Here is a 26230-nt window from a genome sequence, read left to right on the forward strand (position 1 = left end):
ACAAGCCGTTGTATTCAAAACCTATTCGACGCGCGTCCAGGTCTGCGTGCGGCCAAAGGGGCCAATCGATCCGCGCACATCGAGCTTGTTGCCGTTGTCCGCAGGTGTGAGCTTGAGGCTGTAGCTGCTGCCGTTTTCCGGGTCGAGGATCTTGCCGTCTTCCCAGACCGCCTTGCCCGGCGCCTGCTTGGCACCGCGGATGATCTCCAGGCCGACGAGCGGCTGCCCCTTGCGGTCATCGCTGCAGCGGTCACAGACGGCCTGCAGATCGGCACCCTTGCGCAGCAGCTTTTCCACCTTGCCGCTGAGCACCCCGCCGCTGTCGCTGATGCGCACCTCGGACTTGGGTTCACCGCTTTTCTCGTCAAAGGTGCGCCACAGGCCCACCGGCGACATGTCCGCCGCGAGCGCTGGCAGTGCCACCGCCAAGCTGCCAGCCACCATCAGCACAGGTTTCAGCAAGGTTTGCATCAGGGTCTCCTTCGGTGTTTTTCGGCAGCACTGCAGCTGTCAAGCCAGCGCCGCGTCGGTGTTCATCAAGAGCTTGCTGCCGGTGCGCATGGTGCGCACGCGCAGGCCCGCCTCGGGGAACAGGCGCGCAAAGTAAAAGCGTGCCGTCTGCAGCTTGGCTTCGTAGAAGGTCTTGCCCGTCACATCGCCTTCGGCCAGTGCGCGCAGCGCGGTCTGGGCCATGCGCGCCCACCAGTAGCCCATCACCAGGTGGCCCATCACACACAGGTAGTCGGTCGCCGCAGCGCCCACTTCGTCAGGGTTTTGCAGCGCCTTGAGGCCCAGCTCGGTGGTGATGCCGGTCATCTGGCCGGCCAGCTGCGCCAGCGGGTTGATGAAGTCGGCCATGCGCTCGTTGACGCCCTCTTCCTCGACCAGACCCTGCACCAGCTTGCCCAGCGCCTTGAGCGCCGCGCCCTGGTCCCCCAGCACCTTGCGCCCCAACAGATCCAGCGCCTGGATGCCATTGGTGCCTTCGTAGATCATGTTGATGCGCGCATCGCGCACAAATTGCTCCATGCCGGTCTCATGGATGTAGCCATGGCCGCCAAACACCTGCTGGCACAGCACGGTCACCTCAAAACCCTTGTCGGTCAAAAAGGCCTTGAGGATGGGGGTGAGCAGGGCCACCTGCGCGGCATGGGCCTTGCGCACGGCTTCGTCGGGGTGGTTCAACTCTTCGTCGACCAGGGCCGAGGTGGCGACCATCATCGCGCGGCCGCCTTCGCTGTAGGCCTTGGCGGTCAGCAGCATGCGGCGCACATCGGCGTGCACGATGATCGGGTCGGCCGGCAGGTCCTTGGCCTTGGTGCCCGACAGGCTGCGCATCTGCACGCGGTCCTTGGCGTAGGCCAGTGCATTTTCATAAGCCACGGCCATCAGGCCCAGCGACTGGTTGGCAACGCCCAGGCGTGCGGCATTCATCATCACAAACATGGCCTGCAGGCCCTTGTTGGCCTGGCCAACCAGGCTGCCCACGGCGCCATCGATGGCGATCTGGGCGGTGGCATTGCCATGGATGCCCATCTTGTGCTCCAGGCCCGAGCAGCTGATGGGGTTGCGCGCACCCAGCGAGCCATCGGCATTGACCAGGAACTTGGGCACCAGGAACAGGCTGATGCCCTTGCTGCCCTTGGGCGCATCGGGCAGGCGGGCCAGCACCAGGTGCACGATGTTGTCGGTCATGTCGTGCTCACCGGCGCTGATGAAAATCTTGTTGCCGGTGATCTTGTAGCTGCCATCGGCTTGGGGCTCTGCCTTGGTGCGCAGCAGCCCCAAGTCGGTGCCGCAATGGGGCTCGGTCAGGCACATGGTGCCGGTCCATTCACCGCTGGTGAGCTTGGGCAGGTAAAGCTTTTTCTGCTCGTCCGAGCCATACACATGGAGTGCCTCATAGGCGCCGTGCGACAGGCCGGGGTACATGGCCCAGGCCTGGTTGGCGCTGTTGAGCATCTCATACAGGCACTGGTTCAGCACAAAGGGCAGGCCCTGGCCGCCATAGGCGCTGTCGCACGACAGGGCCGCCCAGCCGCCTTCCACATACTTGGCATAGGCCTCCTTGAAGCCCTTGGGCGTGGTCACGCTCGAATCGGCCGGGTTGCGCGTGCAGCCTTCGGCATCACCAGGCAGGTTGAGTGGCTGCACGACCTCGACCGCAAACTTGCCGGCCTCTTCCAAAATCGCATCCATGGTGCCGGTGTCCACCTCGGCATAGGCCGGCAATTGGGCAAAGCGGGCCGGCAGGTCCAGCACTTCTTGCATGAGGAACTGCATGTCGCGCAGCGGTGGGGTGTACTGAGGCATGGAAAGTCCTTTGGAAAAATTACGAGGTCAAAACAGAAACGGAGGCGGGCGCGGCCGCATCGGGCAGCGCTGCCAGGCAAGGGGCCAGCGCGGCATCGATCAAGGCGGCCTCGCGCTCGGGGTTCACCGCATGGCGCAGCAAGATGCCGCGCAGGCCGGTGGCAGCATGGCGCAGCGCCTGCGGGCCATGGAGAAAGCGGGTTTCATAGTGCAGCGACAAAATGATGCCGTGCAGCTCGAACAGCACCTGGTCGGGAGCGACATCGCTGCGCAGCTGGCCTTCGGTCTGGGACTGCACAATCGCGCGGCGCATCGCATCCATCCAGATGCGCACCGACTCGGACAGCGCATCGCGCACATCGCCGGGCCGGTCATCAAACTCCACCGCGCCGCTGATGTAGAGGCTGCCGTAGAGGCGGCTGGCATCATTGGGCTGGGCGGTGCTACCCATCCAGCCGGTGGCCATATGCAGCAAGCGGGCCAGCCCACGGGGCACCTGCAGCGCCGGTACAAAGATCTCGCGCTCAAAGCGCTCATGGTATTCGCGCACCACCGAGCACTGGAGCTCCTCACGTGAGCCAAAGTGGGCAAACACCCCTGACTTGCTCATGCCCATGGCCAGCGCCACCATGCCCAGCGACAGGCCATCGAGCCCCTCTTGCGCGGCCAGGGACAGGGCGGCATCCACAATCGCAGCACGCGTTTGGGCGCCTTTGGCCAGCTTGGCGATCTCGGCAGGGCCTGGGGTGGAAGCAAGGGGTTTGGTCATAAATCAAAAATAGCACGGTCGTTCTTTTTTGATTCTTGCACAAACCCAGTGTGCTGCCAACCGTTGGTGTGCAAAGCAAGGGTAAACCACGGCAACGGCCGTGCCCCCCATGAAAAAAGCTGCTGGCCTTGTCAGGCTCAGCAGCTTTTGCGATGGGGTTGGCTGGCGTCAGTGCGCCATCAAGGACAGGCAGGCGTCCAGCTGCTCGGTGGGCAGGCGGCGGAAATCCGAACGCGCAAAGCGCTGCAGGCGGCCGATCAGGAAGGACATCAGCACGCTGGAGCGCACATTGGCATCCACGGTGGGCGTAGCCGATGCATCGCCGCCGGGCACCACGCGCAGGCACTGGCGCAAGGTGGTCTCGATGCGCTCGAAGAACTGCTGCATGCGCTGCTGCAGACGGGGGTTTTCGGACTGCAGCGCATCGCCCAGCATCACGCGCACCATGCCGGGGTTGCGCTCGCCAAACTGCAGCACCATGGCCACGACCCGGTGGGCCTGGGCAATGCCCTGCTCCACGGTCTTGGCGGGGTCCGGCACATCGCGGCCGGTGATCTGCACGGCCAGGCTGTAGACGGACTGCTCGATGAACTCGATCAGGCCTTCGTACATCTGGGCCTTGCTGGCAAAGTGGCGGTAGAGGGCCGCCTCGCTGATCGACATTTGCGCGGCCAGTGCCGCCGTGGTGATGCGGTCTGCGCCTGGCTGCTCCAGCATGGCCGCCAGCGTCTGCAGAATCTGGATTCGACGCTCTCCGGGTTTTGGACGTTTACGGGTAGGTGCCGGGTTAGCGGCTTCTAGCGGCGCATCGACGAGGTCGGCGGCGAAAGAAGATTCTTGATCAGACATGCGTTGAATATGAGGCTGCACCCGACGCAGTCTCCCAACACCGCCAGGTATTTTTTATTGATAAAAGTAAGGCACTCGCCTCACAGGTTGCCAGCGCAACCTTGGGCCCTCTGTAACATCTTACTGCAAAAGAACTGCAGAAAAATGATAAAAATCATGTGCATTGCTAGATGCACAAATCAATTACGCAATCAAATGTATCAATAACTACGAATCATTGTTCCGTAGGCTGTGTCGGTCAAAATTTCGAGCAGCATCGCGTGTGGCACGCGGCCATCGACAATATGCACGGCATTGACACCGCTCTTGGCGGCATCGATGGCGCCAGCCAATTTAGGCAGCATACCACCCGAGATGGTGCCGTCCTCGATCAGTTCATCGATCTGGCGCGAGGTCAATTCGGTCAGCAGCTGGCCTTGCTTGTCGAGCACACCAGGGATGTTGGTGAGCAGCATCAGCTTTTCGGCCTGCAGCACGGTGGCCAACTTGCTGGCCACCACATCGGCATTGATGTTGTAGCTCTCGTTGTTCTCACCGAAGCCAATCGGGCTCACCACGGGGATGAAGGCGTCGTCCTGCAGCGCCTTGACCACGCTCGGGTCGATGGACAGGATGTCGCCGACCTGGCCGACATCGTGCTCGACCGATGGATCCTTGTTGTCCTTCAACTTGAGCTTTTGGGCGCGGATCAGGCCGCCATCACGGCCAGTCAGGCCCACGGCCTTGCCGCCGGCCTGGTTGATCAGGCCCACGATGTCTTGCTGCACTTCGCCGGCCAGCACCCACTCCACCACTTCCATGGTTTCGGAGTCGGTCACGCGCATGCCCTGCACGAACTTGCCTTCCTTGCCCAGGCGCTTCAAGGCGTTCTCGATCTGCGGGCCACCGCCATGCACCACCACAGGGTTGATGCCCACCAGCTTGAGCAGCACCACGTCTTCGGCAAAGTCGGCCTGCAGCTCGGGGTCGGTCATGGCGTTGCCGCCGTACTTGATGACCATGGTCTTGCCATGGAACTTGCGGATGTAGGGCAGTGCCTGCGCCAGAATTTCAGCCTTGTCGCGCGGGGCAATGGAGAGAGAAGGAGTCGTCATGGTTGCAGGCCTTTACAGCAGCGGAGAAGATGCAAAACGCGCATTGTGCCCCAAAGTGCCGCCTGCCTGCTGATCAGCGAATCCAGCCCGGTAGCTTGAAGCGCACGATCACCAGATAGGCAGCGACATAGGAGACACAGAACAGCGCACAAAAACCGATCAGGATATAGGTGTTGCGCCAGAACAGGACCGCCGGCACCACGGTGAGCAAAGTGAACGCCCACAAATACGGCGCGGTCCGGTTATTGCGGCGCAGCATGCGGCGCGCCGCATTCTCATCGAGCACGCTGCGCACGATGCGGCGGTAGATCAGCTGGTGCAGGTGCAGCGCATCGGCCATGCCCGGCGAGTCGCCGCGCGCGAGCTTGCGGTAGATGGAAAACATGGTCTCCCAGACCGGATAGATGAGCAGCAGCATCGGGAACCAGGGCGATACGATGGGGTGGCGCTGCACCAAGGTGATGCTGCAAAAGGCGATCACGATGCCCCAGACATAGGCGCCGCCATCGCCGGCAAACAGCTGGCCCATGGGGTAGTTCCAGAACATGAAGCCCAGGGTGGCGGCGGCCGTGATCACCAGGATCGCTGCCAGCTCGCGGTCACCCAGCTGCAGCGCCACATGGGTGAGCGCCGCGCAGATGATGACCGCCACCATGCCGGCCAGGCCGTTGTAGCCATCGATGATGTTGAAGGCATGGGGCAGGCCCGCAATGGCCAATACGGCCAGCGCCATGCCCAGCCAGGGCGCGGCGCTCAGCACCGTATCGAGCCAGACCAAGCCCATGCGCGGCACCGTCATGCCCAGCAGGTAGACGGCCAGCAAGCCGGTCAGCAAAGTGAGGACCAGGCGGTAGCGCACCGTCATGCGCTGGGTCATGTCTTCGGCAATACCACCGGCGACGGCGGGCAGCATCGCCATGAAGAAATACAGCACCCACTGGTTCCAGTGCAGCGCATTGCCGTAGTAGCCCCACCAGTTCTGCAGGCCGGCGACGCCCACCGTCAGCACCAGGCTGACAAACATCGCCAAACCGCCCAGCCGGGGGATGTTGCCCATATGGAAGCGCTGGGGCAAATCCTTGCCATAGCGTTTGGCATGGCCGCGCATGCGGCGCACGATGAAACCCGCGCCAATGAGCGTACAGAGAAAAGCGACCACTGCCAGGAAAATCATTATTCAATCATCGTGAGTGCTGCCGTGGGGGTACGCCGGAGCAAGGCCCGGGCGCGCCAGAAAACTGCCGAGGTCCACAGCCGCAGCAAGCTGCGAATATGCCACAAAGCATGGCGCGCCCGGCGGTGGCTGGCGCGTTGGCCAGCATGGCCCACCACGCAGGCGGCGCGCGCCAGGGTCCAGCCCGCCAGGCGCAGGCGCAGGCACAGCTCCACATCCTCGCAGTACATGAAGTACGCGGTATTGAGCCCGCCAATGCCCTGCCAGACGGGCGTAGGCAGCAGCCACATGGCGCCATTGACCCATTCGGCCCGGGTCTCGCGGCGTTTGACCGCATAGCGGCGCAGCAAGGACCAGGGGGTGGGCAGCTCGCGCTCGCTGTCCTGCAGCTGGCCGTTTTCATCCACCTGCATCGGGTAGGCCAGGCCCACACCCTGGCGCTGCAGCGCGCGCACCAGCGCGGGGAAGGGGTTGCCGCCCGTCAGATCCACATCCGGGTTCAGCACGCAGACCAAGGGCTCGGTCGCGCCGGCCAAGGCCGCATTGTGGTTGGCTGAAAAGCCTTGCGGCACGCTGTTGTGGCGCAGCTCCAGCACAAAGGGCCAGCCGCCGGCGGGCGCCAAGGGTGCGGGCTCGGGCAGGTTCAGGGTCAGCACCACGCGGCGGACACCGGTGCCGCCCGCGCCGTGCAGCGCCAAGGCATCGAGCAGCTGCTGCACCATCGCCCCATGGCCATGGCTGACCACGGACAAGGCGATGGGAGGGAGCGGGGAGGTGGGGCTGGCGGACATCAGCGGGCATTATCCATCAGCGGCCAGTGCTGAAATCAGCCCAGCGCGCCAGTTGTAACGGCACCTCAGTACAGGCGCAGCGCCAGCAGCACACGCAATATCAAGGTGTCGACCTTGCTCATGCGCCAGTAATAGCGCTGGGTCGAGGCGCGCAACGCCGTCGTCCAGCTGCTGCGGGAGCGGATCAGCATGCGCAGCTGGCGGCGCTGGGTATCGGCCAGGCTGGGGCCATGGAGCCGGTCGAACTCGCTCAGCTGGTCGATCCAGCCGGGGCCCGCCTGGCGCAGCCGGCGCCAAAAGCGCTGCACGCGTGCCCATTGGCCGGCCAGGCCCTGCTTTTGCATGCCGATGGTGTTGCTGCCATGCTGGCGGTAGAGGATGTGGCTCTCGCTGTCGAACACCACCTGGCCAAAGGCCGATACCACCAGGTAGGCCCACCAGTCATGCGCCAGGCAAAAGCCGGGGCGCTGCGCCAGCAGGCGCTCGCGCGCCGCGCGGTTGAGCGCCATCGTGCAACCGGTCGCAATATTCTGCACCAGCGCATTGCCCCAGCCAATGCAGCGGCGGTCGTAATCGGGCGAAGGGCCGATGGGCTGCAGATCGCGGTCCACATACTGGGTTCGCGAGCAGTAGAGCGCCGCGCCCTGCTTGCCTTCCAGCAGCGCCAGCGCGCGGCTCACCTTGCCGGGCAGCCAGACGTCATCCTGGTCGCAGAATAAATAGAAATCATAGCCAGCGCCCACGTTTTGCAATAATTCGTAAAAACTAGCTACAAAACCAAGGTTTTCGCCGGCCTGGATGTGGATGTTTGGATGGATGCTGGCATAGCGCCGGACAATGGCCAGGCTCTGGTCACTGGAGCCATCATCGCGCACCCAGATATCGCAACCCGCATGGCTTTGCGCCAGCAGGGAATCGAGCTGCGCAGGCAGAAACGGCTCGCCGTTGAATGTAGACAATAGAATTGCCACACGATTTTGCTTGTCAGTCATTCATCTTTCACCTGCATCTGCAGGCCTATCTCGGCAAAATTCCTACCCATTCCCATATCCATGACCCGCGAACACCACGTCTACACCCGCCACATCGATCTCCAGCAGCGCAGTTCGCTGTCCGTGCTGGCGAACAAGATACAGCCGGGCACCCGTGTGCTCGATCTGGGCTGCGGCCCCGGCGTGCTGGGCCAGTACCTGCACGAACACAAGGCCTGCATCCTCGATGGTGTGACGTTCAGCGCTGAGGAGGCCGCGCTCGCCAGGCCGTATTATCGCGATCTGGCTGTGGCCGATCTGGAACAGATCAACCTGGCTGAAGCTTTTGCGCTGCGCCAGTATGACTATATCGTCTGCGCCGATGTCCTGGAACACCTGCGCCAGCCCGAGCAACTGCTGGCAGACTGCCGCGATCTGCTGGCAGAAAACGGCGAAGTCCTGGTCTCGATCCCCAACGCCGGCTACTGCGGCCTGGTGATGGAGCTGATGCAAGGTGAGCTGCGCTACCGCGAAGAAGGCCTGCTTGACGCCACCCACCTGCGCTTTTTCACCCGCCAGTCGCTGCTGCGGCTGATGCAAGCGGGCCAGTGGAGCGTGCAGTCGCTCGAGACCATCGACCGCCCGCTCGACGAATCCGAATTTGCGCGGACCACCGCCGACAGCCTGCCGCCCGCCGTGATGCGCTACCTGCTGGCCCAGCCCGATGCGCTGGCCTACCAGTTCATCTGCAGTGTCCGGCCCAGCAGCGATGCCGCTGCAGCCCAGGCCCATGCGCTGCTGGCGATCGAGAGCGAGTCCAACACGGCGCATGCCAGCTTCACCACCAACCTGTACTGGGCCGATGCCGGCCAGTTCAGCGAGTCGCACAAGCTGATTGCCAAGGGCCAGATTGGCGCCCTGCAGCAGAGCATTCGCTTTGCGCTGCCGCGCTTTGAAGGCGCCCAGCCCACATTGCGCTGGGACCCGGCCGACCGCCCCGGCTTTTTGCACCTGCATGCGATGCGCCTCTATGACGCCAGTGGTGCGCTGCGCTGGCGCTGGGAAGCGGACCGGCCAGAAGCGCTGGCCCAGGTGCCGCACAGCCAGATCAGCTGGCAGCCGGCCCCCGCCACCGCGCCGGGAAGCACGCTGCTGTTGCTGACGGGCGATGACCCGCACCTGCACCTGCCGATTGCCCCGGCGCTGCTGCAGGACTGCCTGCAGACCGAAGGTGCGGTGCTCGAAGTCAGCCTGGGCTGGCCGATGTCGGCCGACTACGCTGCGCTGGCCGATAGCGCCCAGGAGCTGCAGGCCCGCATCCGCCACGCTGATACCGAGGTGCTGCGCGCCCAACAGGCCCAGGCCGATGCCCACACCCAGCTGCGCCTGCTGCAGGCCCATATGCAGCAGCAGAAAGAAAACCTGGAAGCCGCGATTGCCCAGCAGCAAGAACATATCCAGGGCCAGCAGACCCATATCGGCAACCTGCAAACCCACCTGGGCAATATCGAAGCCTCGGAGGCCTACCGTGTGGGCCAGAAACTGGCCAGCGCCAAGGCGCGGCTGCGCGGCCGGCCTGCGCCCGCCCCGGCCGTTGTGCATGTGCCCGAGCCTGTGCAGGATGCAGTGCAAGCAGTCGATGCACAGGAGGTGATCGCAGAGCTGGAAGATGATGCAGTGCTCGCCGTTGTTGTCGATGAAGCTGCGCCCGCTGAATCCCGGCCCGAGCCTGTGCGCCCGCTCGCAGCAGCCCAGCCCGCTCCCATGGTCGACATCATCGTCCCGGTCTACCGGGGCCTGGTCGATACGCAACGCTGCCTGCAGTCGGTGCTGCAAGCGGCCACGCAAACCAATAGCCAGCTGGTGGTGATCAATGACGCCAGCCCCGAGCCGGAATTGACCGCCTGGCTGCGCGAGCTGGCCCAGCAGGACAGCCGCGTGCGACTGCTGGAAAACGACAGCAACCTGGGGTTTGTCGCCACCGTCAACCGAGGCATGGCGCTCAACCCCAGCCATGATGTGCTGCTGCTCAACAGCGACACGGAGGTGTCGCACGAATGGCTGGACCGCCTGCACCGGGCGGCCTACAGCGCCACCGATGTGGGCAGCGTCACGCCGCTGTCCAACAACGCGACGATCTGCAGCTACCCGCGCTTTTGCGAAAAGAATGCGCTGCCGGCCGACGCCGATCTGCTGCGCCTGAACCACCTGGCCGCCAGCGCCAATGCCGGGCAGACGGTCGAGGTGCCCACCGGCGTGGGCTTTTGCATGTACATCCGCCGCGACTGCCTTGCGCAGACCGGCCTGTTTGATGTGGCGCATTTCGGCAAGGGCTACGGCGAAGAGAACGACTTCTGCATGCGCGCCCATGACCTGGGCTGGCGCCATCTGCTGGCGCTGGACAGCGTGGTGCTGCACACCGGCGGCGTCAGCTTTGGCGACAGCAAGACGCCGCGCGAGCAGGCCGCCTACCAGACCCTGCTGCAACTGCACCCTGCTTACGACAGCCTGGTGCAAGCGCATCTGAAGGCCAACCCGGCCCAGGCCGCGCGCAATGCCATCGACAAGGCACGCCTGCGCCAGCACCCGCTGCCGCGCGTGCTGATGGTGCTGCACAACGCCGGCGGCGGCACCCTGCGCCATGTCAAGGAGCTGGCCCACAGCCTGCGCGACCGCGCGGTATCGCTGGCCCTGACCCCGCTGGAAGACAACTACATCCGCCTGCAGTGGCTCGATGCGGCCGAAGGCTATGACGAGGAGTTCCACTGGCCCACGCAGTCTGACGCACTGGTGGCGCAGCTGCGCGAGCTGGGCGTGAGCCATATCCACTTCCACCACCTGATGGGGCTGAACCTGGAAGTGATGCGCCTGCCCGAGCTGCTGGGCGTGCGCTATGACTTCACCGCCCACGACTACTACGCGATCTGCCCGCAGATCAACCTGATGGAGCCCACCCACAACCCGCGCTATGCGGCGCTGGGGGTGCCGCAGTGCCCGCAATGCTCTGGCGCCGAACCCGCGCCCACCGGCGAGTACATCGATGCCTGGCGCATGCGCCACCGCCTGTTCCTGAACCAGGCGCGCTATGTGCTCGCACCCAGCAAGGATGCGGCACTGCGCATGCACGAGTACTTCCCCGATGCGCCAGTGCGCTATGTCACCCACCATGACATCCCCGATGCAGCCTTGCTGCCTGTGCCCAAGGGCCAGCCGCTGGCGCCCCATGCCCATCTGCGCGTCTTTATCCTCGGCGGCGTGAGCCTGGCCAAGGGGGGCGATGTGATGGAAGCCGTGGCGCTGGCCGCCGCCCAAAGTCAGGCGCCGGTCGAGCTGCACCTGCTGGGCTACCCGCACCGCCGCATGCGCACCCAGCCCCATGCCAGCCTGACCGTGCACGGCCCCTATGACGATGCCGACCTGCCCGCACTGATGGCGCGCCTGCAGCCCGATGTGGTCTGGTTCCCGGCGCTGTGGCCCGAGACCTATAGCTACACCTTGAGCGCTTGCCTGCAAGCCGGTGTGCCGGTGATCGCGCCCGATATCGGCGCCTTCCCCGAGCGACTGGCAGGCCGCCCCTGGACCTGGCTGCGTCCCTGGAGCACCTCGGCCGACGAATGGCTGGCGCTGCTGCAGGACATTCGCCAGCGCCAGTACGTCGACGGCCAGCCACCGCTGCCTGCCCCGGCTGCCGCGGTCGATCTGAAAGCCCAGTACCTGCAGCCCTGGAGCTACGGGCACGATTACCTGACGGGTCTGCGCCCGGCCCTTAATTAAATAAAATAGGCCAATAGTGCTTGCAAATCAAGCAGCCACCGCTACAAAAACAAAGAGCCATTCCTTGTCATCCACTCTCTCTACCTTGCGCAAGCTGCCCCACAAGCTGCGCCAGCTCAGCCGCAGCCTCTACCTGCTGGCCGCCGATCCACGCCAGTTGGGCAGCAACAGCCGCAGGCTCTGGCGCGCCTGGCGCACGGGCGGCAGCCAGATGCTCAAGCACCAGCTGCTGTCGCTGGGCCATCCCGATGCACCGACGGTGCCCGTCGCCCCTACCGATGCCTGGCAGGACTACCAGCAGCGCCTCTCTAGCGAAGTGCTGCCCGTGCTGCGCGCCGAGATTGCCGCGTTAAAGCAGCCCGTCAGCATCTCCATCCTGGTGCCCACCTACAACACCGACCCGGCCATGCTCACCGCGATGGTCGACTCGGTACGCGCCCAGATCTACCCGCACTGGGAGCTGTGCATTGCCGACGATGCATCGCCCAAGCCCCATGTGCGCCAGATGCTGCAGGAGCTGGCCGCGCAAGAGCCGCGCATCAAGCTGCACCTGGGCGAGAGCAACCATGGCGTATCACACGCCAGCAACCGGGCGCTGGCCTTGGCCACGTCCCCGTTTGTGGTGCTGCTCGACCATGACGACCTGCTCCAGCCGCAGGCGATCTACCGCGTCGCGCAAAGCGTCATGGCCGATGACCCGGACATGCTGTACTCGGACGAAGTGCTGGTCAGCCCCGATGGCAAAGAGGTGCTGCAGTACTTCCACCGCCCAGCCTTCTCACCCGAATACCTGCGCAGCCACCCCTATATCGTGCACATGGCGGGCTTTCGCACGGCGCTGCTGCGCAGCCTGGGTGGCTTTGACGAGACCTTGGGCATCTCGCAGGACTACGACCTGATCCTGAGGGTCAGCGAAGCGGCCAGCCGCATCGTGCACTTGCCGGAGATCCTCTACCAATGGCGCACCCACACCGGCTCGGCCGGCCACGACAAGATGGCCCAGGTGATGAGCACCTCGACCGCCGTACTGCAGCGCCACCTGGACCGCAGCGGCGTGGCGGCGCGCTCGGCCCCCGGGGTGTCGTTCAATTTCTTTGAGACGCAGCACCAGATCGCCGATGGCCAGCGCGTGGCCATCATCATCCCGACCAAGAACTACGGCAGCCTCGTGCGCCAGTGTGTGGACAGCATCCGCGCCACCGTGCAGCATGCCGCCTATGACCTGATCGTGATCGACCATGCATCGACCGAGCAGGCGAGCCTCGACTACTTTGCGCAACTGGAGCAAGAAGGCACCGCCACCGTGCTGCGCTACCAGGGGCCCTTCAATTTCTCGGCGATCAACAACTGGGCGGTGCGCCAGCTGACCCGGCCGTATAGCCACTACCTGTTCTGCAACAACGACATCGAGGCGCTGGAGAGCGGCTGGCTCGAGCACATGCTGTCACAGTGCCAGGACCCGAGCGTGGGCATGGTGGGCGCGCAGCTGCTCTACCCCGACCGCACGTCGATCCAGCACGCCGGCGTCTGCGTGGGCGCCTTTGGCATCGCCGAGCACTATGGCAAGTTCCTAAAGCTGCCGCCCGACCGCGTTGACATCGCCTTCATGGGCCGCCTGGTGAGCACGCATGAGGTCTCGGCCGTGACCGCTGCGTGCCTGTTGATGCGCAAGGAAACCTTTGATGCCATCGACGGCTATGACGAAAAGCTGGCCGTGGGCTTTGGTGATGTGGACCTGTGCCTGCGCACCTTGCAGCTGGGCTGGCGCGTGCTGTACTGCCCGCAGGCGACCTTGGTCCACCATGAGTCGATTACGCGTGGCAAGGCCGAAGGCTATGACCCCCACCCCGAAGACTCAGCCTTGTTTGCCAGCCGCTGGCGCGATTTTCTGGACCAGGGCGACCCGTACTTCCACCCCGCATTTGAAGTGCGCCACACCTGCTGGCTGGTACGCACGCCCCTGCATTGTGAGGCCTCGATCAACCGCCGGCTCTTTAGCCGCAGCGGCCTGGGCCAGCGCATGCAGCGCCTGAGCTACAGCGCCAGCGTCTCGGTGCCGCTGCCGCAGGCAGCGGCTGCGGCAGGTACCCAGCCCAGCGCCTGACGGAAAACTGGCCGGGGCCCTGTGCGGGCTGCCGGCCAGCGATCAAACGGGGCGCTGCAGCAGCAAAAAGATCTCGTTGTTGGTCAACACCTCGCGCGGGTACTGCGCCAGCAATGCCTCAGGCACGGGCCCCGGTTCATAGTGGCGGCGCTCCTCACGCGCCACCGTAAAGCCCGCCTCCTTGGCCAGCGCCACCAGCTCATCGGCGGTCAGGCGGTTGAGCTCCTGGTATTCCTTGAACACAAAGCGCTTGTAGCCCTCCGGTCCAAAATCGGCAAAGCCAAAGTCCACCTCATCGGGGCTGAGTTCGCCGTCGTAGGCTTCAATGACCTTCCAGAGCGCATCTTCGTCCACCAGCAAGTGGTGCCAAGCCACATCGTCATAACGGCGCAAGTGCGAGCCAAAGGCCGAGTAGAACAGCGGCTCGATCTGCAAGAAGAAATGCCCGCCCGGCTTGAGGCAGGCCAGCAGGTCTTTCAAGATGGGCAGCAGCTGGTCGCGCTGCACATGCTCAAAGGTCGACCAGCTCATGATGCCGTCGTAGAGCGGCGCCTGGCCCGCCAGCGGCGCGCTGGGCGTGATGGTCTGAAAACTCAGCGCCGCCGGAATGCGTTGCATGCCCAGTTGCTCCTTCGCAATGCGGGGCAGCTTGGCGTATTCCTGGCGTACATCGATGCCATGGATGGCGCCCGCGCCATGGCGCAGCACCAGCGCCAGATCGGTGATGCCATCGCCGCAACCAAACTGCAGCAGGCGGGCCGCACTCAGATCCATCACCGGGCTGAGCCACTGTGCCACCACATCAGATGCGTAGTGGAAGTGGGAGCGGAACCATTCGTCGCTGATCCGGCTGTCGTCGTACTCAGGCAGGCCCAACCGCTTTTCACGCAATTGCGCCAGGCGGCGCATACGGCTTCCGCGGTTCATGATGGCTTTCGCAGAACGTACACGTCCTGGTGGTTCCAGAACTGCACGGGAGAGAAATACTCGAGCTTGTCGGCGCCCACGGTCTCGGCAATGCGGGCGCGCACAAAGGCTTCGGTCGTAAAGGCCGTGCCGTACTCGTTCGGGTCGATCGCGTTTGACTCGCTCGACGGCGCAAAGAAAAATCCCTCGTCGTCGAGCGGCACGCTGTCAAACCGCGCCGCCTTGATACCGTGCGTGCTGAACACCAAAATGCCTCCCGGCGCCACCACGCTGTACAACACCTGCAGCCAGCGGCCCCAGGTGCTGCGCGGCAGGTGGCTGAACAGCGACAGCACAAAGACCGTGTCGTACTGGCGCGGCGCCACCAACTGCTCAGGGACGCTGGCCGAGACAAAGCCCTGCACGCCAAAGGTGCGCTGCGCGAAGTCCACCGCATCGGGCACCACATCCGACACCGTCACCTTGTCCGGCCCCAGCAGATGGGCCAGATGGCGGGTAAAGCGGCCATGGCCGCTGGCAAACTCCAGAAAATGCTGGCTCTGCACCAGCGGCTGGCCGACCCGCTCCATCACCGTCATCAGCTCGGCCAGGGTGCGCCAACCATCGGCCAGGTAATCGCGCAGCGGGTTGCTGCTGCTGGCGTGGCCGGCAAAGAAGCCAAAAATATCATCGGCCGAGGAAATCGTGCAGTTCAGGCCGAAAATGTTGCGGAATGAGCCGGTCAGCCCGTGCTGCTCGATCAGCGCATGCGCTGCCAGCATCGTGTCTTTTTCGGCACGGGCGCGCAGCAGCAGGCCCGAGGCCGCTTCAAAATTGCCATGTGCCAGCATCAGCTGTGCATCAGCCAGCAGCTGCTGGCCCTGGCTCGTTGCAGAGGGAGAATTCGTGGTCATAAATCTGGGGGCGATGAGCGCGCCAGCGCGGATGCCGGCGCTCTCGTTGGCTGGGGTTCAAGCCGCACGCGCAGTTGCACGCAGCCTCAGCCCCAGTGGTGGGGCAATCGTACCAGTCCAGGCAGCGGCTTGGGGTAGATAAAGCGGAAGACGGTGTATTGGAACCATTGGTCGTAGACCGCCAGGCCCGAGCCATCGAACAAAAAGGCGCTGACCACATAGTCACCGCTGTGCAAGGGCAGATCCGGAAAGCTCAGCACCGATTGCCAGCTGCCATCGGCCAACTGCACGGGCACAGCGTCTTCCTCATGCGTCGCCAGGCAGGCAATGCCTACGCCCTTGTTCTGCTCGATCATGAAGCCGATATTGGGGCGCTCAGCGCCATTGCCACGCGCCTTGATCGTGACGACCAGATCCTGGCCCTGTAGCACCGGCGGGTCGCCTGGGCCCAGGTTCGCAATATCCACCGACAGAATGCAGGCGTTGCCTGCCTCCTCGGACTTGGGCTGCGTTGGCGGCTGCACCGCATATGGCGTGTCCAGCGGGTCGACGGGCTCTGTGGCGATGGCTGCAGCGGCCATATCGGTCAGCGCATCCGGCACTGCAGCTGCCGCATCATCGCCCCACTGCAACTGGTCCTTTTCCTCCCGCTTTTGGCGGGTGCGCACATCGTAGGCAGCCAGCACCGCTTCGGTCTCGCCAAACATCTGCACCTGGCCCTGTTCCAGCCACAGTGCGGCATCACAGAGATGGCGAATATGGTAGGGGCTGTGCGAGCAAAAGAGGATGGTGCAGCCCTTTTGGCGAAAGTCCAGAATGCGCTCGATGCATTTTTTCTGAAAGCTCTGGTCACCCACGGCCAGCGCCTCGTCAACGATCAACACATCGGGCTGCACGGCAGTGACCAGCGCAAAGGCCAGGCGCACGTTCATGCCGGAGGAATAGGTTTTGACGGGCCGGTCGATCGCATCCTGCAGCTCCGAGAATGCAATGATCTCGGGTTCGAGCTTGCGCATCTCCTCCTGGCTGATGCCAATCAGGCTGCCGGCAAAATACAGGTTGTCGCGGCCGCTGAAATCGGGATGAAAGCCAGCGCCCAACTCCAGAATGGCGGTGATGCGGCCCGAGCGCTCAATCGAGCCTGTAGACGGCTGCATGGTGCCGGCCAAGAGTTTGAGCAGCGAGCTTTTGCCCGCGCCGTTGTCGCCCACCACGCCAATGCACTGGCCGTGCCCCAGACTGAAGCTGACATCGCGCAGCGCCCAGTGGCTGCGGTGCATGGCCCGGCCCGTCAGCAGCGCCTTGACGCGCTGACGCGGTGAGTCATAGAGCTTGTATTCCTTGCCCAGATTCTTGACCACCAGCACCGCAGGAGCCTCTTGCGTCTTTGCCATCTGCACGCCCGTCATAGCCAGTCCACCAGCTGGTCACGGCTGCGCCGCACCAGCACATTCACCACCACGGCAAGCAGTGCAATCCACACCGCGCTCACCACCCAGACCTGCATTTCCGGCCACTGGCCTTGCAACAGTGCCGACTGGTAGCCCATCACATAGGACGCCATCGGATTGAGCCACAGCAGCCAGCGCCAGCCCTGCGGAAACATCGTGATCGGAAACAGGATGGGCGTCAGGTAGATACCCACCGACAATGTAAAACCCACCAGCTGCACGGTGTCGCGCAGGGCGGCGGCAAAGATCGCCAGCGCATAGGACAGCAGCAAGGTCATCAGCAGCTGCATCGCCATCAGCGGCAGCAAGGCAAGCACCCCCCACTGCAGATGGTGCACGGGGATATAGCACATCGCCAGCAGCAGCATCAGCGGCCCGAAGATCCAGGAGCTTGCCAGCACCGAGCGCACCGGGAACAGCACCGGTGGCAGCGGATTCTTCTGCAGGATGGAGCCCGCCTCCAGCAAGCTGCCCATGCCCCGCGAGACCGCATCGCAAAACGCCATCCAGGGCAGCGCGCCCACAATCAGGAAGGTGCCCACCGCATGGCTGGATGCACCCTCTCCCAGCCGCATCGCGAACACGATGTCGAACACCAGGTAGTAGGCCGCCACGGACAGCAGCGGCTGCAGATAGGGCCAGATGACGCCCAGCGCGGTGCCGGCATGGCGTGCCGCTACCTCGCGGCGTGTCATCACGCCGATCAGCGCGCGGGCGTTCCAGACCTCTTGGATACTGTGCAGAAAGGTGCGCATCAAAGTTCGATATTGAAAGACAAAGCGCCCATGAAAAAAGGAGAAGGCCATTTCAGCCTCCTCCTTGCCCCATCGGCAGTGACTAGCGATTATTTTGCCTTATATTGCGCCAAGAACGCTTCCAAGGCTTTTTCATCAAACTTGGCCTTGCTGGTGACCTTCTCGACTTCGGCCTCGCGCGCAGCCTGCAAGGCCTTTTGCGTGAATTGCTTCTCCAGTTCAGGGCGCGCTTCTTCAAAGGTCTTCTGCACCGCGGGCTTGCGCTCGATGAACTTGATCACATGGTAGCCAAACTGGCTCTCCACCACAGGAGCGAACTCGCCGGGCTTGCTCAGCGCAAAGCCGGCCTTCTCAAACTCGGGCACCATCCGGCCACGGGCGATGAACCCCAGATCACCGCCACGTGCAGCGCTGCCAGGGTCTTCAGAGTTGTCCTTGGCCAGCTGCGCAAAATCTGCGCCAGCCTTCGCTTCGGCCAGCAGCTTCTCTGCCTTTTGCTTGGCTGCATCCGTCTTGCCCTTGACCAGGATATGTGCCAGATGCACTTCTTCAGGCGTCGCCATGCTGTCCTTGTTAGCAGCGTAGTGCGCCTTGATCTGCGCCTCGATCAACTTCGGATCAGGCGCGTGTTGGGCATTGAATTTAGCCAGATAGGCATCCGAGATCACCTTGTCTGCAGCGATGCGCGCGGCGGCGGCCACCTGGGGGTCATCTGCCACACCCACAGAGCGCGCATGGGCTGCCATGGCACGGCGGACAAAGAGGGCATGCACCATCTGCTGCACGCCATCCTTGTTGGCCAAAAATGAATCACGCATCTCTGCTGGCAAGCGCTGTGCTTCCGCCTGGATGTCAACCACCTTTACCTCAGCGCCTGGCACGCCCGATACCAGCACGGGGCTGTCGTTGGAGGCCGCCGAGGCCGCCAGGGCCAACACACTCAACACGATGCCCACAGGGGCAAAAAACATACGGTTACGCATTCACAGTCCTACTGGCAAAAGAAGCAGCATAACAAATCAAGCTGGATCTCGCTGTGCTCTGGATGGGACAAATATTCCAAAAATGTAAAAAGGGCAGAGATTGCTCTCTGCCCTTTGGCTGATTCTCTCAGTACTTCAAACTAAGGCCTTGCGGCCAAAGCGTGAATTACTTGGAGAAACGGTGTGGCCAGGTGATACCGTAGGTACCGCTGAAGCCGTTAGCTGCGCCACCGGAGTTGGTCAGCTTGATGAACGAGGAACCCACCACTGGCAGAGCACGGGTGTAGTTCACTTGGCCCCAGCCGTTTTCGTACGCAACAGCAGCGGTCTGACGAGCCACCGAAGCGCCCAGCACGGAGGTACCGGTGTCCTTGAATGCCAGCACGTTCACTTCACCGCACAGACGGATCACCTTGGCAGTGCCGGGGGAGATCACAGCGCCGTTACGAACGGAAGATTCTTCACGGTCGTAGAACACGTTGCTGGTGGTGTTCACGCAGATGTTGCCATCAGCGTCCACCGAGGTGGAAGCTGCATCGAAGAAGTTGGTGGTGTTGTCAACAGCGACCACACCAGTGTTGAACACGCGGTACTTGCCGGAGTTGGTAGCTTCAGCGTAGTTAGCGCCAACGCTGTAACGACGGGTAGGCATCGACAGAACCCAGTCGGTCTTCGCTTGGATCAGGGTATCGGTAGCGAACTGGTTCGACACACCATTGTTGGCCACAGCTTGCGTCAGCAGCGAAGCTTGAGCTTCAGGGGTAGCGGTCGTGGTCAGGTAAGGGGTCGACAGGTCTGGGAAGTCGTAGTTCACTGCGGCCACCAGCGGAGTATTCACTTGGTTGCCGTCAGCGAAACGGATGTTAGCGCCAGCCTTGAACAGCGGATCGGCGGTGTAGTCACCAACAGCAACGCCGGTTGCAGCGTTGTCCTGTGGGAATGCCACGAACTTGCCGCGAGCGTTTGCACCTGCGTCGTCCACAGCCTTGATAGCGGTAGCAGCACCGGAGAACGTGGTGGTTTGGGCCACGTTCAGGATGTACCAGTCGCCGGTCAGTTGGCCGGTAGGCGTGTTGTAACCCAGGCCTACAGCAGCCGTTTCGGTCGTTGGGTTGATCGCCAGAGTACGCTCCAGCACAGTGTCAGCGCAAGCAGGCGCGCCGTTAGCAGCGTGCTTGATGGTCTTGAACAGATCGGAACCTGGGGTCACGTCAGCCATGTTCAGGATTTCGACGTAGCCTTCCTTCGTGTTGTTCACACGCTTTTCGGCGGTCCAGCCATCAGCCAGACGGTCTTGCACGAAGCTGACCTTTTGACCGTGGATGTTGGGGTACGTGCAGCTGTTGTCAGCCGTCATGAAGTACGAACCATTGGCATCAGCTTGCACCGAACCGGTCCACACGTCGTAAGGCGACAGGAACACGGTAAAGTCCAAGATATCGTCAGAGTTGGCAGCGCCACGGAAACGAACCTTCAGAGCCTTGCCGTTCACGGTGTCGGTGTTCACCACGTGGAACACGGACATGTTGTCATTTTGCGTGGTGAAGTAAGGAACCACCAAAATGTGACCCACGCCGCCTTCGGACTGCTCGAACTTGGTTGCCGATGGGGCAGTGAAAGTTTGAGCGGAAGCAGCACCAGCAAAACCGCCAATCATGGCAGCAATGCTCAGAGCCAGAACATTTTTCTTCATAAACACACTCCAGTTAAAAAAAGTTAGTCAGCGCAACTACCACGATTGTTTACGCTAAGAAATAATAGCATAGCGCTTCCGCGGTTTGCAAAGCAAGCGCCCTGTTTTTTTGCAGTGCCTGTTGAGTATTTACAACAATCACCGCATTCCAGGCGGCCCACTGAGCTTGGCAATGGGCTCAGGGCTCCAGATAGAGTCGCCACTGACCGTCTTCGAGCAACCAAGTTTGCTTCGAATACATATCAATGGTACCCAGATTTTTCCCGATCAGCGGCGGTTTGACCTTCAAATCGACACCCACATCGCACTTTTCCGCGTCGCACTTGACATCATGGATCTCGGCGGATTGCGCAAAAGTGCCGGGAAAGGCCTTCTTGTATTGCTCCAGCGTGCGCGCCTTTTGGTATGCCGCATTGGTATAGGCATAGGCGGCCGCATGGTCGCCTTGGATCCGGGCGTTGGTAAAAGCCAACGCGTTTTTGGCGACAACCTCTTCAGGCGTTGCAGGCTGCAAGCTCGCACAGCCCACTACGGCCGCGGCGGCTCCGATTGCAAACAAAACTTTCGCAGACTGAATCATCACGTTAGAGGTCATTTTCAATATCTTTACAACAGAGTTCATTACTGTGCCTGCGCAGGCTGCACAGGGGCAACACGGGATGCAGGGGCGGGAGCATTGTTGGCACGTATCAACAGGTCGTCGTCGTTCAAGCCACGCAGGCGGTCACGCAGCTCTTCGCTGACCTCACGGACATCCACATCGGTACGTACCACACGAGGCGTCATGACCAGCAAAAGTTCCGTCCGAGCGACATTCTTGGTAGTGGTACTAAAGGCTTTACCGATGATCGGAATGTCCTTGAGCAAGGGCACGCCCGAATCGGAGTTTTCATTCCGGTCTCTGATCAAGCCGCCCATCACGATCGACTCCCCGGAGCGCACGGCCAGCTTGCTGGTCAGTTGGCGGTTGGAGAACTTGGTCTGTTGGGATGCGGCATCAATGCCAGCACTGTCAATGACAGACTGGTCGATCTGCAGGCTCACCATATTGCCGGAGTTCACGGACGGCGTCACATTCAAGATCACACCGGTGTCCTTGAGCTGGTAGCTGTCCGACACATAGCTGTTTGAGGTGATGTAGCTATTGACCTTGACCGGAATCTGCTCACCAACCGAGATGGAGGCTGGGTGGTTGTCCATCACCATCACGGAGGGGCTGGACAACATCTTCACCTGCCCCTTGCCCGCCACCGCGCTCAAACGGGCTGCAATGTTGTCGCCGCTGAAGAGGGAATAGGTAAAGGTCCCCGCCGTGGCGGCAACCCCCCCCGTGGAGTCGGTAGCGCCTAGGCGACCCAGGCTACCGAGCCCGGAGTAATCGCGGCCACCGCCGCCAAACCCGCTGTTGCGGAACAACCACTCCACACCGTACTGCAGATTGTCATTGAGCGTCACCTCAATGATGCTGGCCTCTATCAGCACCTGGATAGGCGCCACATCCAAGCGCTTGAGCGATGCCTCAATCTTGCGGAACTGCGAGCCGGTGGCCCAGACCAGGATGGTGTTGTTGAATTCATCGGCCACTACACGGATATCGCCAATCGCGGTGGCCGTGATGGTCGGTGTACCGCCTTGTTGCTGGGCGTTTCCGGTATTGCCAAATCGGTTGGCATTGCCGCTATTGCCGAATCCAGAAGAAAAACCGGAGGTGCTGCCAAAGTTGTTGAAGCCGCCGATACGGTTGTTGTTGTTATTGTTATTGATGCCGTTCAGACCTGGCGCAACCCCAGAAGTCATATTGCCGCTAGCACCCTGCTGGCCACCAAAGATGCCATTGAGCACCTGCGCCAGGTACTTGGCATTGCCGTTTTGCACGCGGTAGACATAGAGCTCGGGCTCGCTGCCGCCGTAACCTGGCACATCCAGGCGACGAATCCAGCGTTCGGCTTCGTCCAGATAGGAGGCACGCGGCGTGATCACCATCAGCGCATTGAGGCGCGGGATGGGCAGCACGCGCAGCGCACCAAACAGCGGGTTGGAATCGCCCAGCGAGGTCAGCAGTGCGGCAGCGGCGGCCGCATTGCCGCTCAGCTGGTTATTGCCTCCCCCACTGGCAGCGGCGCCAGTCGCCTGGCCGGGGCGGCGCGCAGCGGCAGCGCTCGCAGGGCCACCCGCAATGCCTGCAGACCCGGCAGCGCCTTGGCCCTGCGCTGCCTGGCCACCGCCGCCATTGACCATTTGCAGCGCCGCACTGACTTCTTCAATCGAGGCGTGCTTGAGCGGATAGATGCCCACCGACATGCCCTTGAGCAGGTCCACATCAAAGGTCTTGACCATCTCCATCCAGCCTTCGGACTGGGTCCGCGTGCCTTGCATGATCAGCACATTGCGCACGGTATCCACCTTGATGAGGGCCTCTGCCGGGATGATGGGCTTGAGGATATTGGACATCTCCGTGGCGCCAATGTATTGCAGCGGCACCACGATCACGCCGTAGCCGGGCGCCATGCTGCCGGGAGCCCCGGCCATGCGCACATTGCCCACCAGGCTGCGCAGTACCTCGGGCTTGCCCACCTGGTAGGTGCCGCGGGCATCGCGCACCATCGCCAGGCCGTTGGCCTGCAGCGCCGCCTCCAGCAGGAAGACTGCCTTGTCCGGGTCTATCGGCTTCGGTGTCGTCAAGGTCACCGTGCCCTGCAGCGGCGGGTGCATCACATAGTCGATCTTGAGGATATCGCCCAGTACGGTGCGAACCACCTCGGCCACTGGTGCTTCCTCAAAGCGGAAGCTGACGGGTGCGCCGGCGGCAACGGGAGCGGACTTGTCGATATTGAGCAGTTTGTCCGTGCCACGCATCACGCGCGGCTCGGTCGACTCCTCCTCATCTCCGCCCTTCTTGGGGCTGATCATGATATTGGGCGCTTGCAGTACCGGCAGCTGAGCACCTGCTTGTGCTGCAGGCGGGGCAGACGGCTGCGGCGCAGCGGTTTGCGCATGGAGCGGCAGCAGCATGCCCATCTGGCCCAGTGCGACCACCAGTGCAGTCTTGAAAAATACGGGAGACTTCATGGTTCTAACCCTAGGATCTATCTATATGTAGGGATTGCCGCGCTCAAGGGCGCTGGGCAGCGGAAGTGCCGCCGATGCTCGCACGGCGACGGGGTGTTGGGGAATCGGCGCCAGTGGGCGGCTGCCCGATCTGCGCGGGCATCGCCCTTTGCGGCACAGCGGGCTCGGCGGCAGGCGTATAGCCCTGCTGCAGCTTGCCCTTTTGCAAGGCAATTTCCTTGGTCACGCCATCGCGGGTGAAATACACCCGGTTATCAGCGACCGAGCTCAAGGTCCAACCGTCCAGCGTGCCACGCAGCGGCAGCGACTTGTCCTTACCCTGGAACTTGATGATGATGCCGCCGCTCTTGCCATCCTCGCCGATGTAGACGCCACTGAGCACGGCATCGGCCAGGTAATCAGGCGGAGGAGGAGGCGCCTCGGCGGCCGCCACAGGGGGTGGTGGCGGGGGCCGCCGGCTCAAAGAAAACAGGGGGCGATCCAACATGGCCAGAAACTGGCTATGGTCCATCGGCTGCGCCTTGCCCAGACGAGGGATGACACCATCGAGATTGGCCTTTTGTCCTCTGGGTACCGTCCAGTGGACATTCTTGATCCCGCCACTGGGTGAGAACCACATCCAGGCCAGCACCAACACCAACACAATATTGGCCGCTACCAAAATGGCACTTGTATGGCGCTTCATGGACGCTCCCTCAAAACGCTCAAGGTCATCTGGAGAGTCAGCCGCGGCGCCAGCTTCTCATTCATCACCTGCAGGGTCCCCTGGTTTCTGACTTCCACATCGGCCAGCAGCATCACCGGCAACTGCTCGTTCAATACCGCCAGTGCACTGTCCACGGCCAGCAGATCCCCTTCGGCCCGCACCGACAAGGGGATACGGTCAAAGCCCTTTTCTTCCTTGGCAGGCAGCACCTGGCTGCTGACCACCGTCAACCCTGCCGTGGTCAACAGGCTGCGCACCTTCTGCTGCACCGCATTGCCGGTCTGGGCCACATCCTGGCTGCCTGGGTAAATATAGTCAGCGCGGATCTGCAAGGCGCGCTCGAGCGACTGGTCAATTTCCTCACGCTGCAGGTCAAGACCTCGCAGCCGTGCATAACGGGGCTCGAACTCCGACAGGCGCGCCTGCGCCCACAGATGCTTGCTGACGACATAGCTGCCCAGCGCCACCAAGGGCAGCAGCACCAGCAATGCGGTGGCCACTAGAATCAGCAGCTCTTTACGATTTGGACGGTTCGCGATCATGGATTTTTCCCTCCTTGCTCGGCAGCAGGAGGGGGAGACGAAGGTTTGCTTCCCCCCAGACTGGGGCCCGACTTGGTACCCCCCAGGGTCGGGCCAGACTTGCCGCCGCCGACACTGGCCTTAGGCTGCACCCTGGTATCCGTACCGGGAGAGGCAGCAGGCGCGCCTGGGGCGGTCGCAGCCGGTGACGTGGGTGCTGGCGCTGCAGGCGACCCGCCCTCTGCAGCTGGCGCAGCAGCAGCGGGCTGCACAGGCTCTTGCTTGGCCGCAGCCTCCGCTTCCAGCACCGTCTTGGGACCAAAGACCTTGGCATCCAGCCCCAACTCGATGGTGAAGCTCTCTTTATTACCGCCACCCATGCGCGTGGCAGCGCTGGGCGCACGCACGTCCTTGACGCCATCCTGGTTGCTCAGCTTCTGCATCAAGGCCGAGGCATTCTCGGTCAAGCCAGAGATCGTCACCTTGCTGCCCTGGATGCGGGCCGATTGCAGCGCCGTATCATCGGGCAGCACCTTGGTCAGCATGCTGAGCACCTGGACCCCATCAATGCGCTCAGCCAGCAACTCCGACAGCCCGGCGACCTTGTCGGCACTCTGGATCAGCGATTCGCGTTTGGCCACCACATCGGCGGTCTTGGCGGCCATGCCCTCATAGGCATGGGTTGCCTCGATCGCGCGCAGGCGCAGCTGCGCCGTAGGGGTGCCTGCAATCGCAGCGAGCAGCAGCAAGGCGAGCGCAACGCCACTCACATTCCACCACAGCCGCTTGCGGCCCCAGGCGTAACGGGCGTGTTCACCAAAGCCCTGGAACACCACCGGGTTGCGCTCCGGAGCAAACACCCATACCTCGGGCTGCTCCAAGGATTCGGCCTTGGTCTGCCCCTTGAGCGTTTGCAGGTGCAACTGCTCGGCAACCCGGGCCTGCAGATAGGGCTCGGTCTGGGTTCTGGAGGCCAGCACCACCAGCAATTTGACCGCCTTGCTGCTGCGGCTCAGCTCGGTGTAACCCCAGAGCAGGTCGTCTGCGGCAAAGGGGCTGATCGCCTGCACTTCCAGCTCGGCAGCGCTGGCGCAATCCTGGGGATCCAAGGCTGGCAGCGCCACCGTCTTGCGCAGCACCATGTGCTCGGGCAGCTCCACCGCCCAAAACGCAGGCTCCCGCCCGGGCTTGGCCACTGGCTGGCCGCTCTCCCATACCACGGTGGGAGCGCCTTCGGCAGGCACCAGGCGCAGCATCTGCTCGGGCCGCAACCATGACAGCGGCGGCCACTGCGGCGCCCTGCGCCATGTCTTTAAAACATCGGCCTTGAGCTGGTTCAGATCCAGCCCAAAAAAGCGCGATTCAGTTGAAATTGCCATAAGGGTTCTTTGCT

21 protein-coding genes are annotated in these 26230 nt (G+C 62.7%); 2 read left to right on the plus strand and 19 right to left on the minus strand.

Annotated features, from left to right (window positions below; translation table 11 throughout):
• Nucleotides 1-21: 21 nt before the first annotated feature.
• The 8 genes from N4T19_RS12935 to N4T19_RS12970 all read right to left on the minus strand — a co-directional run bounded on the left by N4T19_RS12935 (nt 22) and on the right by N4T19_RS12970 (nt 7949).
• Nucleotides 22-471, minus strand: a complete 450-nt coding sequence (locus N4T19_RS12935) for a DUF2147 domain-containing protein (RefSeq protein ID WP_409935109.1) — start codon at nt 469-471, stop codon at nt 22-24.
• A 39-nt stretch (nt 472-510) separates the two neighbouring features.
• Nucleotides 511-2313 (minus strand): acyl-CoA dehydrogenase C-terminal domain-containing protein, encoded by a 1803-nt coding sequence (locus tag N4T19_RS12940; protein ID WP_182343679.1) that lies wholly within the window; start codon nt 2311-2313, stop codon nt 511-513.
• Between the two features lie 19 nt (nt 2314-2332).
• The gene (locus tag N4T19_RS12945) at nt 2333-3082 is read right to left on the minus strand and encodes a TetR/AcrR family transcriptional regulator (protein ID WP_021028953.1); all 750 of its coding nucleotides are present in this window, start codon (nt 3080-3082) and stop codon (nt 2333-2335) included.
• A 168-nt stretch (nt 3083-3250) separates the two neighbouring features.
• Nucleotides 3251-3931 (minus strand): nucleoid occlusion factor SlmA, encoded by a 681-nt coding sequence (gene slmA, locus N4T19_RS12950; RefSeq protein WP_021028954.1) that lies wholly within the window; start codon nt 3929-3931, stop codon nt 3251-3253.
• Between the two features lie 200 nt (nt 3932-4131).
• Nucleotides 4132-5025: an acetylglutamate kinase gene (gene argB / locus N4T19_RS12955; RefSeq protein WP_116926370.1), complete on the minus strand. Its 894-nt coding sequence runs from the start codon at nt 5023-5025 to the stop codon at nt 4132-4134.
• Nucleotides 5026-5098: 73 nt separating this feature from the next.
• Nucleotides 5099-6199: a glycosyltransferase family 4 protein gene (locus tag N4T19_RS12960; RefSeq protein ID WP_116926369.1), complete on the minus strand. Its 1101-nt coding sequence runs from the start codon at nt 6197-6199 to the stop codon at nt 5099-5101.
• Nucleotides 6199-6990, minus strand: coding sequence for a glycosyltransferase family 2 protein (locus N4T19_RS12965; RefSeq protein ID WP_260718236.1), 792 nt, complete (start codon nt 6988-6990; stop codon nt 6199-6201). Before N4T19_RS12965 ends, N4T19_RS12960 begins: the two co-directional genes overlap by 1 nt.
• Nucleotides 6991-7055: 65 nt before the next feature.
• A complete protein-coding gene (locus N4T19_RS12970; RefSeq protein WP_409935110.1) occupies nt 7056-7949 on the minus strand; it encodes a glycosyltransferase family 2 protein in 894 nt (297 codons plus the stop codon).
• A 93-nt stretch (nt 7950-8042) separates the two neighbouring features.
• Here N4T19_RS12970 and N4T19_RS12975 point away from each other — a divergent pair, with 93 nt between their 5' ends.
• Both N4T19_RS12975 and N4T19_RS12980 read left to right on the plus strand, forming a co-directional pair.
• Entirely contained in the window at nt 8043-11735 is a 3693-nt protein-coding gene (locus tag N4T19_RS12975; protein ID WP_260718238.1) for a methyltransferase domain-containing protein, read from the plus strand.
• A gap of 64 nt (nt 11736-11799) precedes the next feature.
• Nucleotides 11800-13839, plus strand: a complete 2040-nt coding sequence (locus N4T19_RS12980; protein WP_133248162.1) for a glycosyltransferase family 2 protein — start codon at nt 11800-11802, stop codon at nt 13837-13839.
• 42 nt (nt 13840-13881) lie between these two features.
• Here the strand turns inward: N4T19_RS12980 and N4T19_RS12985 are convergent, their stop codons facing one another.
• The 11 genes from N4T19_RS12985 to N4T19_RS13035 all read right to left on the minus strand — a co-directional run bounded on the left by N4T19_RS12985 (nt 13882) and on the right by N4T19_RS13035 (nt 26216).
• Nucleotides 13882-14748, minus strand: coding sequence for a class I SAM-dependent methyltransferase (locus N4T19_RS12985; protein WP_260720296.1), 867 nt, complete (start codon nt 14746-14748; stop codon nt 13882-13884).
• Between the two features lie 14 nt (nt 14749-14762).
• Nucleotides 14763-15659, minus strand: a complete 897-nt coding sequence (locus N4T19_RS12990; protein ID WP_260718239.1) for a class I SAM-dependent methyltransferase — start codon at nt 15657-15659, stop codon at nt 14763-14765.
• A gap of 86 nt (nt 15660-15745) precedes the next feature.
• Complete coding sequence (locus N4T19_RS12995; protein WP_260718240.1) at nt 15746-17053, minus strand: ABC transporter ATP-binding protein; 1308 nt, start codon at nt 17051-17053, stop codon at nt 15746-15748.
• Nucleotides 17054-17064: 11 nt separating this feature from the next.
• The gene (locus tag N4T19_RS13000; protein WP_260720297.1) at nt 17065-17865 is read right to left on the minus strand and encodes an ABC transporter permease; all 801 of its coding nucleotides are present in this window, start codon (nt 17863-17865) and stop codon (nt 17065-17067) included.
• Nucleotides 17866-17954: 89 nt separating this feature from the next.
• A complete protein-coding gene (locus N4T19_RS13005) occupies nt 17955-18836 on the minus strand; it encodes a peptidylprolyl isomerase (RefSeq protein ID WP_260718241.1) in 882 nt (293 codons plus the stop codon).
• A 178-nt stretch (nt 18837-19014) separates the two neighbouring features.
• Nucleotides 19015-20541, minus strand: a complete 1527-nt coding sequence (locus N4T19_RS13010; protein WP_260718242.1) for a cell surface protein — start codon at nt 20539-20541, stop codon at nt 19015-19017.
• Between the two features lie 178 nt (nt 20542-20719).
• Nucleotides 20720-21136 (minus strand): hypothetical protein, encoded by a 417-nt coding sequence (locus N4T19_RS13015; RefSeq protein WP_260718243.1) that lies wholly within the window; start codon nt 21134-21136, stop codon nt 20720-20722.
• Nucleotides 21137-21162: 26 nt separating this feature from the next.
• The gene (gspD, locus tag N4T19_RS13020) at nt 21163-23610 is read right to left on the minus strand and encodes a type II secretion system secretin GspD (RefSeq protein ID WP_260718244.1); all 2448 of its coding nucleotides are present in this window, start codon (nt 23608-23610) and stop codon (nt 21163-21165) included.
• 43 nt (nt 23611-23653) lie between these two features.
• Complete coding sequence (locus N4T19_RS13025) at nt 23654-24295, minus strand: hypothetical protein (protein WP_116926359.1); 642 nt, start codon at nt 24293-24295, stop codon at nt 23654-23656.
• Nucleotides 24292-24858, minus strand: a complete 567-nt coding sequence (gene gspM / locus N4T19_RS13030) for a type II secretion system protein GspM (protein ID WP_116926358.1) — start codon at nt 24856-24858, stop codon at nt 24292-24294. Before gspM ends, N4T19_RS13025 begins: the two co-directional genes overlap by 4 nt.
• The gene (locus N4T19_RS13035) at nt 24855-26216 is read right to left on the minus strand and encodes a PilN domain-containing protein (RefSeq protein WP_116926357.1); all 1362 of its coding nucleotides are present in this window, start codon (nt 26214-26216) and stop codon (nt 24855-24857) included. The genes gspM and N4T19_RS13035 overlap by 4 nt, the downstream gene beginning before the upstream one ends.
• Nucleotides 26217-26230: the final 14 nt, after the last annotated feature.

The sequence above is a fragment of the Comamonas squillarum genome, from assembly GCF_025309455.1.
GTDB lineage: Bacteria > Pseudomonadota > Gammaproteobacteria > Burkholderiales > Burkholderiaceae_C > Comamonas > Comamonas squillarum.

What these genes read in the sequence shown, in the direction of transcription:
- N4T19_RS12935 (WP_409935109.1), bottom strand. Translation starts at nt 471, where the DNA reads ATGCAAACCTTGCTGAAACCTGTGCTGATGGTGGCTGGCAGCTTGGCG.
- N4T19_RS12940 (WP_182343679.1), bottom strand. Translation starts at nt 2,313, where the DNA reads ATGCCTCAGTACACCCCACCGCTGCGCGACATGCAGTTCCTCATGCAA.
- N4T19_RS12945 (WP_021028953.1), bottom strand. Translation starts at nt 3,082, where the DNA reads ATGACCAAACCCCTTGCTTCCACCCCAGGCCCTGCCGAGATCGCCAAG.
- slmA (WP_021028954.1), bottom strand. Translation starts at nt 3,931, where the DNA reads ATGTCTGATCAAGAATCTTCTTTCGCCGCCGACCTCGTCGATGCGCCG.
- argB (WP_116926370.1), bottom strand. Translation starts at nt 5,025, where the DNA reads ATGACGACTCCTTCTCTCTCCATTGCCCCGCGCGACAAGGCTGAAATT.
- N4T19_RS12960 (WP_116926369.1), bottom strand. Translation starts at nt 6,199, where the DNA reads ATGATTTTCCTGGCAGTGGTCGCTTTTCTCTGTACGCTCATTGGCGCG.
- N4T19_RS12965 (WP_260718236.1), bottom strand. Translation starts at nt 6,990, where the DNA reads ATGTCCGCCAGCCCCACCTCCCCGCTCCCTCCCATCGCCTTGTCCGTG.
- N4T19_RS12975 (WP_260718238.1), top strand. Translation starts at nt 8,043, where the DNA reads ATGACCCGCGAACACCACGTCTACACCCGCCACATCGATCTCCAGCAG.
- N4T19_RS12985 (WP_260720296.1), bottom strand. Translation starts at nt 14,748, where the DNA reads ATGCGCCGCCTGGCGCAATTGCGTGAAAAGCGGTTGGGCCTGCCTGAG.
- N4T19_RS12990 (WP_260718239.1), bottom strand. Translation starts at nt 15,659, where the DNA reads ATGACCACGAATTCTCCCTCTGCAACGAGCCAGGGCCAGCAGCTGCTG.
- N4T19_RS12995 (WP_260718240.1), bottom strand. Translation starts at nt 17,053, where the DNA reads ATGGCAAAGACGCAAGAGGCTCCTGCGGTGCTGGTGGTCAAGAATCTG.
- N4T19_RS13000 (WP_260720297.1), bottom strand. Translation starts at nt 17,865, where the DNA reads ATGCGCACCTTTCTGCACAGTATCCAAGAGGTCTGGAACGCCCGCGCG.
- N4T19_RS13005 (WP_260718241.1), bottom strand. Translation starts at nt 18,836, where the DNA reads ATGTTTTTTGCCCCTGTGGGCATCGTGTTGAGTGTGTTGGCCCTGGCG.
- N4T19_RS13010 (WP_260718242.1), bottom strand. Translation starts at nt 20,541, where the DNA reads ATGAAGAAAAATGTTCTGGCTCTGAGCATTGCTGCCATGATTGGCGGT.
- N4T19_RS13015 (WP_260718243.1), bottom strand. Translation starts at nt 21,136, where the DNA reads ATGACCTCTAACGTGATGATTCAGTCTGCGAAAGTTTTGTTTGCAATC.
- gspD (WP_260718244.1), bottom strand. Translation starts at nt 23,610, where the DNA reads ATGAAGTCTCCCGTATTTTTCAAGACTGCACTGGTGGTCGCACTGGGC.
- N4T19_RS13025 (WP_116926359.1), bottom strand. Translation starts at nt 24,295, where the DNA reads ATGAAGCGCCATACAAGTGCCATTTTGGTAGCGGCCAATATTGTGTTG.
- gspM (WP_116926358.1), bottom strand. Translation starts at nt 24,858, where the DNA reads ATGATCGCGAACCGTCCAAATCGTAAAGAGCTGCTGATTCTAGTGGCC.
- N4T19_RS13035 (WP_116926357.1), bottom strand. Translation starts at nt 26,216, where the DNA reads ATGGCAATTTCAACTGAATCGCGCTTTTTTGGGCTGGATCTGAACCAG.